The sequence below is a fragment of the Silvanigrella sp. genome, from assembly GCF_044369315.1.
GTDB lineage: Bacteria > Bdellovibrionota_B > Oligoflexia > Silvanigrellales > Silvanigrellaceae > Silvanigrella.
Map to the genome: position 1 here is coordinate 1 of NZ_JBIPMD010000105.1, position 10439 is coordinate 10439.

The window sequence follows — 10439 nt, forward strand, 5'->3', positions numbered from 1 at the left end:
AAGAAACGATTAAAAAGTGATTCTAATATCTTTCGCAGTCTTGTTTTTTTAATAGCTTCCCATTTAAAAATGTCATAAATTTTAGCATTACAAAAAAATAAACTGACTTGTGTAAGTTATTTTAATATGCAAAATTATTTTGATTTTTAAAGGGAGCCTTGTCACTTAATGCTCGTTATAGTTAAATACCTTGTGTTCCCCTTTTAAACTAGGTTATATTGGTTTATTTACTTCTGGTTGTTATTAAACCAAAGAGGAAGTGTCGCATGACTATAAATTCAAGTTCTCCTTCTAAGCGTAGGAAAGTTTTTCTTTATGCTGCTTCAGTAGTCGCTCCTGGCGCTTCAAATTTGGATGAATTTCTTTCTATTGTTGAAAAAGGGGAATCCTCCTTATCTTTGAAAAAATCTCTTTCAAGTTTATTTTTAGCGGGAATTCCTAAATTTGATTTTTTCAAATATAAAAATTGGCTTGAAGAGCGTCATGGCCCTAAAAGATTCACTCTTTTGAATGAAAAAAGTGGTGATCTGGTAAAGTATTCTATGGGGAGTTTAATTGACGCCATAAACTCAAGACCTGGTTTAGAGAGAGCTATTAAACTTCTCGATCCACGTCTTACAATCCAGTATGCAAATGGTCTTGCCGATTTGCCTGTCATTTGTAAAGCCGCAAGAGAAACCGATGCTGGATTTTTTCAATGGAATTCTTTTTGGGCGGATCCTGTTCGAAATGAAAAATGCAAAGCCCATTTAAACGGAGAATCCAAAGATAAAAACGCACCCGTAAATCCAAACACCTTTCCCGTGGATTCTTTTGAACGATACGAATCTTTAAAAGTTTGGAATGCTTATTGGATAGACCAATCCGACTTATATCAAAAATATTTAACAGAATTAAAAGAAATTGAAGTACTCCCTGTTGTTGGTATTGATATCGATGCTGCAAAATTGGCTTTAATTCGCTCAAAAACAAAAGCACGTAAGATTCTTTTAGATAAATACCGCGCCCCTACGCCTCCTTGGGAAAGCACATCGCCTAATTTATTATGGAATGTTCCTAATGTGTCTGCAGCTCAAGCTTCCATGGTATTAAATTTGCATGGGACTTCTACAGGTTTTGCAGGAGCATGTGCTTCTTTTGGAACCATGATTGACAATGCGTTGCTAGAAATTCAATCAGGACGAACAGATCTTGCTATTATTGGCGCAACCGACGCCAATCCTTCTAATGAATTGATCTCTGCATTCTACAACGGACGATTGGCTGTTTTAGGAGAATCTCACGGAGTTCCATTTTGCGATTTAAGAGGCACTCATATTTCTGGTGGAGCATGTACTTGGATTATTGCTGCTGAAGACGCTATGAAAAAATTTGAAATTGAACCTCTTTCCGTTGAAATTTTAGGGGCGGGAGTTAGTAGTGATGCTGAACATATCATCACACCTTCAAAAGAAGGTCCAAAGCTTGCTATCCGAAGAGCCTTTGAAAATGCAGATATCAGTCCTTCTAAAATCAATCTCTGGGATATGCATGCTACAGGAACACCAGGGGATTGGAATGAATTTAATTTAATAGAAGAATTTGCTCCAAAATCGGCTTATATTTCGGCGCGTAAAGGAATATTTGGACACGGCATGTCTGTTGGTGGAGGTTGGGAACTTACAGCTCAACTTTTAGGAACAAAAAAGACAGATAAAAATACTTATCAATTGTTACCTTCTGGAATCAATCCCGCAAATGTGAATCCTAAAATTTCTTCTTTAAATCGAAATTTATTATTAGATAAAGTTGTTGAAATTCCAGCACCTGAAGATGGATTAGTTTGTGGTAAATTAAGTATGGGATTAGGTGGAACAACAAGTTGTGTGATTGCAAGAGTAAGGTAATATTAGTCACAAATAGGTAAAGTTATTATAAACGTTGTTTTTTCTATACTGCTTTCAAAGCTAATATTTCCTTGATGTTGTTCAATAATTCTTTTTGAAATACTTAAACCTAACCCTGTTCCATGTCCAACAGGTTTTGTTGTAAAAAAAGGTTCAAAAATTCTATCTGAAATATCTTTTGATATTTCATCTCCATTATTTGTTATTTTAATTAATATTTCATTTTTTTTCTGTTCTAAGTTAACAGCTATTTTTCTAGCTTCTGTTCTTTTACTAAGAATAATTGCGTCAATTGAATTTAACAATATATTTAAAATAACCTGGGATATTTCTGTAGGGTAACAAAGAATTTCTATTTTTTCTAAATTATTGGTATTTTTTGTGATTTCAATTTCATAGGCATTAAATTTATCATTTAATGTGCTTATAACTGAACTCACAAGGTCAAAAACTTTTGATTTAGACTGAGGGAGAATATTATTTTGTTTAGATAATGTTCTCATCATTTTAATTAATTTTGTAATTCTTTCTACCATGGTCTCAATTTTTTGAATTGATTTTAATAACATTTCATTTTCTTCACTCACTTCACCCTTTATGCTTTTTTTCATAATTTGTGAATTGCCAAGAATAATAGTCAAAGGGTTATTAATTTCATGAGCAATTTGTCCCGCCATTTCTCCTAAATAAGATAATCGATTGGAATGAAATAGAGCTTGTTGATGATCAACAAGTCTTTTTTCAGACATTTTCCAATTTGTTACATTTTTTGAAATAATTAACGTAACCTCTTCGCCAAAAGTCATTTTTATGGGTACTTTAATATTTTCAAACCACGTCGCATTTCCGGCAGGATCTGTTGTTAATTCAATTTCGGATATTTTAAGTTCGGAAGTATCTGAAGTTTCTTCCGTACCTGGAAGCCATAATTCTTTATCTTCTAACAAACGATTGAGGACTTCTATGCTTTGAGGAGTCTTGATGTTTGCAAATTCATAGATAGCTTTATTTGCAAATAAGTATTGTCCTACTCGATTTATAATTGCTATTAAGTTAGGATCGTTATCAAAAATAATTTTCATTAAACCTGTGTGTAATAAAAAATCTTCGGGTGAATATTGAGATAATTCTTCACAACAAAATGCAGTTTGATTTAATTCAGGAATAAATGAAATTTTCCAACGAGATCTTGAAAGCATTTCTGGAAAACAGGATAATTCTATTAAAACAGTTTCATTAGATTTGTTATCTATTAAATTATAAACTGTTTCTGTTACTTTGTCGCGTTCGCTCGGAACTAAAAGTGAAAATAAATCTTTTCCTTCAGTCAAATGATGTTTTTGTGAAACAAGATTTGAAGAATTTATTTTGCCAGATCTATCAATTAAAAATAAAGCATCTTTAGAATGATCGAAGAAAAACTTAAAATCCATACTTTTAATTTTCCTTTAATGCAAAAGTAGGAAACAGTTCTATTTTTAATTCATAAATCTAAGGGATTCTTTAATTTATATCCCATTTTAAAACAGGATTATCATTATTTGGAATCCAAGTTTCCCGAGGTCCTACAATCGAAATAATAGGAGGATTTTCACTTAATAAAGATTTTAGCACGTTGCTTATCATTTCAGGAGTAACGGCATTGACACGTTCGGAAAAACGAAGAAAATTGTCGAATTCAAGTCCGTAAACATCACTCATTGCCAGCTGAGAAGCTTGGTAGTTATGGTGTTGAGATTCTATACTCTGGGATCCAAGGACCGATCTTTGAGCACGTTTTAATTCATCTTCCGTTGGTGGTTCCGCTGCCAAACGTTCAATATGAAGCTTCATTCCTTCAATGGCTTCTTTTACTTTATGAGAAGCTGTCGCAATATAGGCCGTAAAAACTCCTGCTAATACATTAGGAGATTGTGATGCACTTACAGTATAGGCAAGTGATTTTTTATCTCTTAAATCGAGAAATAATCTACCGCCTTGGCCTGCTAATATATTTGCACCAAGTTCTAGGGCTGTTCTTCTGGAATCTGAAATTGGGTAGGAACGAAAGGAAACTGTAATATGAGCTTGTTCTCTTTCAAGTTCATCGAATCCAACTAGGGGATCTTTATGAACAGGAAATTGAGGTTCAAATTGTTTTTCATGTAATTTATTTTCATATTCAGAATCAAAGAAAGTTTTAAATTCAGATTCAATTAAATTCACAAAGGAACGTAAATCAAAATCACCTGCTACTGAAAAAACAAATTCTTTCGCATGAAAAAGTTGTGACCAAAATTCTTGAGCATCTTCTTTTGTTACGTTTTCTAAAGATTTTTCGGAACCAATGCCTGAAAGGGCATAGGGGTGATTTGGAAACAATAAAGGTTGTGAAACTCTTGCCAGTCGAGCTGCTGGGCTATCCTTTTGAGCAATTAAGACTTCAATTGTTTCTTTATATGTTCTTTGCCATTCGGATTGAGAAAACTCAGGTCTAAAGAAACAATCCAAAAGCATTTGAGCTGTTCTTAAACTATTTTCGCTAATGGAATCAAAACGCATCCCAAAAAGATCACGAGAAGAAAAAGCACTAATACTGGAAGCATTGTCTTCAAGTTCTTCAATGAATTTTCTATAATTTTGTCTTTGAGTGCCTCTCGTTAACATGCTCGCCATGAGCCCACTAACCCCGTTTTTATCTTTTGGCTCATTCATAAGACCACCTTTTAGTAAAAGCATACCGCTTGTTACGGGAAGTCTTTTTGAAAGTCGATAATTGATTTTTAACGTTTTACCAAAAGGGAGTTGGATTTTAATTTGTTTTACATCGGAATTAAGTTCGGATGTCTTTCTGTCATAAAGAGAAATCCAACTTTCCTTAGAGTAATTTGGGCTATTGCTTTTTTGTAAACTGGCCTCTAATGGCTCTTCATTATGATGGGTCATTTTTACAGCATGAAAAACAGAATCTATAAAATCTTTTTCAGTAATTTCGGGGAGAGATTCTTTAGCAAGAGCAACGGAAATATGAAAATTTCCAGCCTCAAGTTGAGTCATTACTTTTTGTGCTGTTAAACGAATTTGTTCTGTTGTCACTTTAGAAACAGATTCCATATACAAATTTTCAAATTCTAATTTTTGAGAAGTTTGTAAGCTCATTCCTGCACAGCGCGAAATACCGTCCATACTTTCACGCGAATAAATACGTTGTGCTTTTAATGTATTTAGCACCCGTGTTAATTCTTCTCTAGTTGGTGGAACTTCAGCCAAACGGCGTATTTCTTGAACAATAATTTTTAAAGCGTGCATGGCATTTTTTGCCATTCCAAAAAATCCAATTCCTAAAAGGCCTGTTGGGTATTTTGGAGTATAACAAGAACAATCAATGCTTGTGATAAGCTGAAGTTCGTCTCGTAAAATACGAGTTAAACGCGAAGAATCGGCTTCACCTAAAATAGAAGCAAAAACATCCCATACAGGCATGTCGTGGCTTTCTAAAGTAGGAGCTGTGGTTGCGATTTGAACGCGCGCTTCTTGCCAAGCTCCTCTTTCAATTTTTGCTGTTGGTTGTTTTTGGGATTCATTAATAGGAAGAGGTGGTCTTTCCCGTTGAGGAACCGTTTGGGGTAAAAATTCTTCTGAAAGTTTTGAAAGATGTTCCCACATTTCCTCATTATTAAAATCACCAGTGGCAATAAAAATAATATTATTTGGGATATACCATTTTTTATAAAAATGATGAACTTGTTCTCTTTTAAAATTTTCGACGACAGATTGATCCCCTATGACGGGTTTTGCCATTCTTGTTCCCTCATAAAAGAGAGAAAACAGATTGTGTGATACGACGGCATTGGGATTGTCACGACTGCGTTTTATTTCTTCAATAATAACTTCGAGTTCTCTTTCAAGTTCTTCTTTGTCTAACAAGCTATTTTGAACAACATCTAATAATAATTCCGCCCCTTTTAATGCAAAAGAAGAGGGCGCAGTAAGATGATAATTTGTGTGATCAAATGTGGTATAGGCGTTGATATCGCCGCCTTCAAATTCAACTGTAGAAGCAATTTGTCCTGTATTCGGATATTTTTTTGTACCTTTAAAAAGCATATGTTCCAATACGTGAGCAATGCCCCCCTCTTGAATTTCTTTATCATCTTCGTCGATAGAGCCTGCTTTCACTAAAACTTGAATGGAAACTATAGGAGCAAAATCCGATGGGTGAAGATAAACCTCCATTCCATTAGGAAGGTAACGATGGATAATTTGACTTTTAAGGTTGTGCATTCTCAATTTACTCTTTCATTGTTTTTAAAAAATCAATTGCAAGTCGTACTCTTCTTTGTAAAATATCTTTTCCTAAAACTTCGATGCATTCAAAAAGTGGTGGTGTTTCTTTACTTCCTGTTACAGCAACTCTCATAGGCATAAATACATCTTTAGGCTTTAATTCCTTTTCAGTTAAATACTGATTAAAAATTTGATGTATTTCATTGTGATTCCAATTTTCACAAATATCAAGTTTAAGAACAAGGTCATTTAAAAACCCAGCGATTTCTGCAGCAGTTCTTCCTTTTGGAACAAGAGGAGCATTTGCATAATTTAAATCACCTTGAAAAAAGAAAGACGTATTGTCTATAAAATCTTCAAATTTTTCAACGCGCTCTTTAATAAGTGGAATTATTTTTAATAAATAGTCATCATTAAAAACGACATTTTTTAAATGAGAAAGCCATTTTTCGTTACTTTCTAATTTTAAATATTGCCCATTTAACCAAGATAGTTTTTTAAGATCAAATACAGGACCACCAAGAGTCATTCTTTCCCAAGTAAACCCTTCAATCATTTCTTGTGTGGTAAATTTTTCAACATTATCCCCAAAGTTCCATCCCATTAGAGCTAAAAAGTTTCTAAGGGTTTCAGGTAAAATTCCTTTACGTCTATAATAATTTATTGAAGTAGGATTTTTCCGTTTTGATATTTTTGATTTATCTGCATTACGTAACAAAGGAAGGTGACAAAACTCTGGTTTATCCCAGCCAAACATTTCATAAAGCATAATGTGTTTTGGAGTAGAAGAAATCCATTCTTCTCCACGAATAACATGAGTGATTTTCATTAAATTATCATCTACAACAACGGCAAGATGATAGGTTGGAAATCCATCTGTTTTTAGCAAGACTTGATCATCAACACCATCATTATCAAATTCAATATTGCCTCGTAATGTATCTCTAAAAGATGTTTTGCCTATTGTCGGCATTTTCATACGAATGACATGAGGAATTCCTTCGGCAAGTTTTTGTTCGACATCTTGTTGAGGAAGGTCACGACATAAACGATCATAACCAGGAGGTAATTTTTGTGCTTGTTGTGATTTTCTTAAAATATCTAATCTTTGTGTTGAACAAAAACAACGGTAAGCATGTCCCTTATGAATTAGAGATTCCGCATATTCTCTATATATTTCTTTTCTTTCACTTTGTTTATAAGGGGCATAGGGACCACCAATATCAGGGCCTTCGTCCCATTGAATACCTACCCATTTTAGGGCATCTAGGATCATCGCTTCACTATCGGAGCGGTATCTTTTTTGATCGGTATCTTCAATGCGGATAATAAATTTTCCATTATTTTTTTTTGTAAATACATAATTGAATAAGGCAATATAAGCTGTTCCAATATGGGGGTCGCCAGTTGGGCTTGGGGCAATTCGAACTCTCACTTCTTTATTTGTTTGCAACATGGAAAGGCTCCTAGAGTAATTGGGGATCATTATCCCATGACATTAGGCTTTACCTCAGGTTGTATTCCTTTGGCAACGATAGAAATCATTGTCTTAGTTGCAAAATAAGAGGTGGGCCGTATACTCCTTCGAAAGAAGACAGATTCTTTTGCTTAAGGATAAACTTCACTTTTAAAAAATAAAATTTACCTTTTAGCGTTCGCAAAGGGCGGAAAATCAAAGATTATGAATAAGGACAGCATGGATAGAGGCTTTTACTTTCAAGTATTTAAACAAGATTTATTAAAAAAAGATCTTTGGATTGAGGATGTCACTGTCTTTTCAAGAAATGTAGCGAGTGCTGCTGAATTATATGTAGAAGTGCATTGTCAATTAAACGATTATGTTCACTCGATAAAAGAAATATCAAATGAGGAGTTTGATATTCTTGTTAAAGGTGAACATAATTATGAATGTAAATTTAAATTAAAATTTCATTTTGAAATGGATATAGAAATACCCGCTTATTTAAGAAATTATTGAGAGACAACAGCAGGTACAAATGCTTTTGTCACGCCATAGCTATCTTGTACAATAACAGATGCATCCGAATAATAGCCGACTTCAATATCTTGTGTCACAATTTGATAATTTGGAATTCCTGCAGAACTCATTACATTTTGGATTGGAAGGGCCCAAAAGTGGCGTCCCTGATAGCTGCGTTCATAGTTAATTGCAGTTGCTCCTGTTAAGTAAACTTTATATTGAACTCTTACTTTCATAGAACCACGTGTGGCAATGAGTTGTGCTGTCACAGCTTCTCCGGGGTTTAAAGGAATGGAAAGTCCTGAAGACGAGCCCACCGTTGTGGAATGACTAGAGGCTCCGCCTTTACCCCAAGTATCTGTCATACTGAAGGATTGAGTCGATTCAAATCCACCTTTACCAACACCCTCAATTCCAATTTCGACTTTTTCAGTGAACGACAAACCCGTCGTAATAGATTGCGAAGAGTTCCAATTGCTTTCTATTGTATTTGCTACGTTTTCAGTAATATTTGCTGTAAATGTTGCTGGTTTTGTAGATTTGTTTTGAAAAAATCGAGATGCAATTATCACAGGTTTTGAAGAAATATCTATTATTTTTGCATTTTGTACTTCGAGTACTGTGGTTACTTGAGGCCAGTTATATCTTGAATATAAATCAACCCAATTTTTGCTTGGCCACGAATCAGAACTTTTTACAAAAGCATCTGTTGGTGCTTGCCCAAAGGCTCTAGAAACTGCATTTTTTAATTGAATATCATTTATTTGAAAAGTCTTTCTTTCTTGCTCTGTAATTACATGAAACTCACTTCCTTGAGTTGTTACATTAGAAGATGCTAAATTTAAACCGGCAATTGCGGAAATTAAAATTGACATATTTTATACTCCTAATAAGTAATTAATATTTGATTATATTGATAGTTTTCTTTGATAAAAAAGAAAAATAACAATCGAAAGAGATCTTTTAGAGTTTTATTGTAAAATAAAGGTAATTAAGAATTGATTAATATAATATTAAAATAGGATAGAATATATAATAGGAAATTGATTATCTTAAAATAAATAATAATTTTTATAGAATAAATATATCTATAAAAATAAAATACAAATTATAATTATCTAAATTTTAGATAAATGTTTTTTTAAAAACTAAAAAACATCTTTGTAACTTTAAATGTATAAGTAATTTAATTTACTATTAAAATAAATTTAATTTATAAAATTGATTGAAAAAATAAACAAATAATGTCATTTCATATTTTTGTTATAAAATAATAATTTATTTTATTATTTTAAGATATTTGTGTTTAGTAATATGAAATTGGAATTTGAAATGAATAGAAGAAAAATATTAAAATCAATGCTATTATTTGGAGCTTTTTATCAAGCCTCAAAGTTTATAAATTTGAACGCAAATTCTTTAGATGATCAAAATATGAATTTGTTAACCGGTATTTGCAATGAAATGAGTTATAAAATTAATTATCTAAATGAATTGAATAAATTTGAAGATTATGTTGGACATAAACATGATATTTTCCATTTTTTTTCCATGTTTGATTATAGATCAACTCCATATGATATGGTCATTCCCCTTTTTTACACAATTCCATTAAATCTTTGGAATTCAGGAAGAATTCCTTTGTTAAGTTGGTACCCATCAACAGGAGCAATTGAAAAAACACCTGTTGATATGTGTAAAAGAATTTATACTGGTATATTTGATAATTATTTGTCACGTTGTTGTCATTCTATAAAAGAATATTTAAAGAATGCGAAACCTAGTCCTATTTATGGAAATCCAAAAATATTTATTCGTTTTGCACATGAAATGAATATTCATTATAGGGTGTATTCAAACCCAGAAGAATTTATAAAAATGTGGCATTATGTTTATAAATATTTACGTAATTTTGGATTCAATAAAGAACAAGTTTTATTTATTTTTTCACCAAATTGCGTAGATTTAAATACACAGCCATTTGAAAATTATTATCCTGGTGATGATTATACAGAATGGTTAGGTCTGGATGGTTATAATTGGGGAGGGCATGGACCTTGGAAATCCTTCTTTGAAATATTTGAAGAGCCCATGTTAAGAATGAACGCTTTATCAAATAAACCCTTAGGAATTTGCGAATTTGGCACTTCTGCTAAAGTAAAAAATACTTTTAATGCAAGTAAAAAAGCATTATGGCTTGAAGAAACGTTTCAATGGTTATCTAACAAAGAAAATTTAAAAAGATATCATTTGAGAATGGCTGTTTACTTTAATTTTAGTAAACAAAAAGATATTGACTCGGGTAT

The 10439-nt window shown here is 32.6% G+C and carries 7 protein-coding genes; 3 read left to right on the forward strand and 4 right to left on the reverse strand.

Annotation, left to right across the window (positions count from 1 at the left end; genetic code table 11):
- Positions 1-266: 266 nt before the first annotated feature.
- Positions 267-1886 (forward strand): beta-ketoacyl synthase N-terminal-like domain-containing protein, encoded by a 1620-nt coding sequence (locus tag ACIQ56_RS09685; protein ID WP_397600862.1) that lies wholly within the window; start codon positions 267-269, stop codon positions 1884-1886.
- A gap of 2 nt (positions 1887-1888) precedes the next feature.
- On the opposite strand, the gene ACIQ56_RS09690 is transcribed toward ACIQ56_RS09685, so the two are convergent.
- From ACIQ56_RS09690 to gltX, 3 genes are all read right to left on the reverse strand, one after another.
- Positions 1889-3319: a sensor histidine kinase gene (locus ACIQ56_RS09690; RefSeq protein WP_397600863.1), complete on the reverse strand. Its 1431-nt coding sequence runs from the start codon at positions 3317-3319 to the stop codon at positions 1889-1891.
- A gap of 70 nt (positions 3320-3389) precedes the next feature.
- Positions 3390-6149: a M16 family metallopeptidase gene (locus ACIQ56_RS09695; RefSeq protein WP_397600864.1), complete on the reverse strand. Its 2760-nt coding sequence runs from the start codon at positions 6147-6149 to the stop codon at positions 3390-3392.
- 7 nt (positions 6150-6156) lie between these two features.
- Positions 6157-7608 (reverse strand): glutamate--tRNA ligase, encoded by a 1452-nt coding sequence (gene gltX / locus ACIQ56_RS09700; protein WP_397600865.1) that lies wholly within the window; start codon positions 7606-7608, stop codon positions 6157-6159.
- 225 nt (positions 7609-7833) lie between these two features.
- Here gltX and ACIQ56_RS09705 point away from each other — a divergent pair, with 225 nt between their 5' ends.
- The gene (locus ACIQ56_RS09705) at positions 7834-8130 is read left to right on the forward strand and encodes a hypothetical protein (RefSeq protein WP_397600866.1); all 297 of its coding nucleotides are present in this window, start codon (positions 7834-7836) and stop codon (positions 8128-8130) included.
- Here ACIQ56_RS09705 and ACIQ56_RS09710 read toward each other — a convergent pair.
- On the reverse strand, positions 8124-9008 hold the full coding sequence (locus tag ACIQ56_RS09710) for a follicular epithelium yolk protein subunit (protein ID WP_397600867.1): 885 nt from the start codon (positions 9006-9008) through the stop codon (positions 8124-8126). The two genes, ACIQ56_RS09705 and ACIQ56_RS09710, sit on opposite strands and share 7 nt — an antisense overlap.
- A 457-nt stretch (positions 9009-9465) precedes the next feature.
- On the opposite strand from ACIQ56_RS09710, the gene ACIQ56_RS09715 reads away from it, so the two are divergent.
- On the forward strand, positions 9466-10439 hold a 974-nt coding region (locus tag ACIQ56_RS09715; RefSeq protein ID WP_397600868.1), incomplete at its 3' end, for a glycoside hydrolase family 26 protein.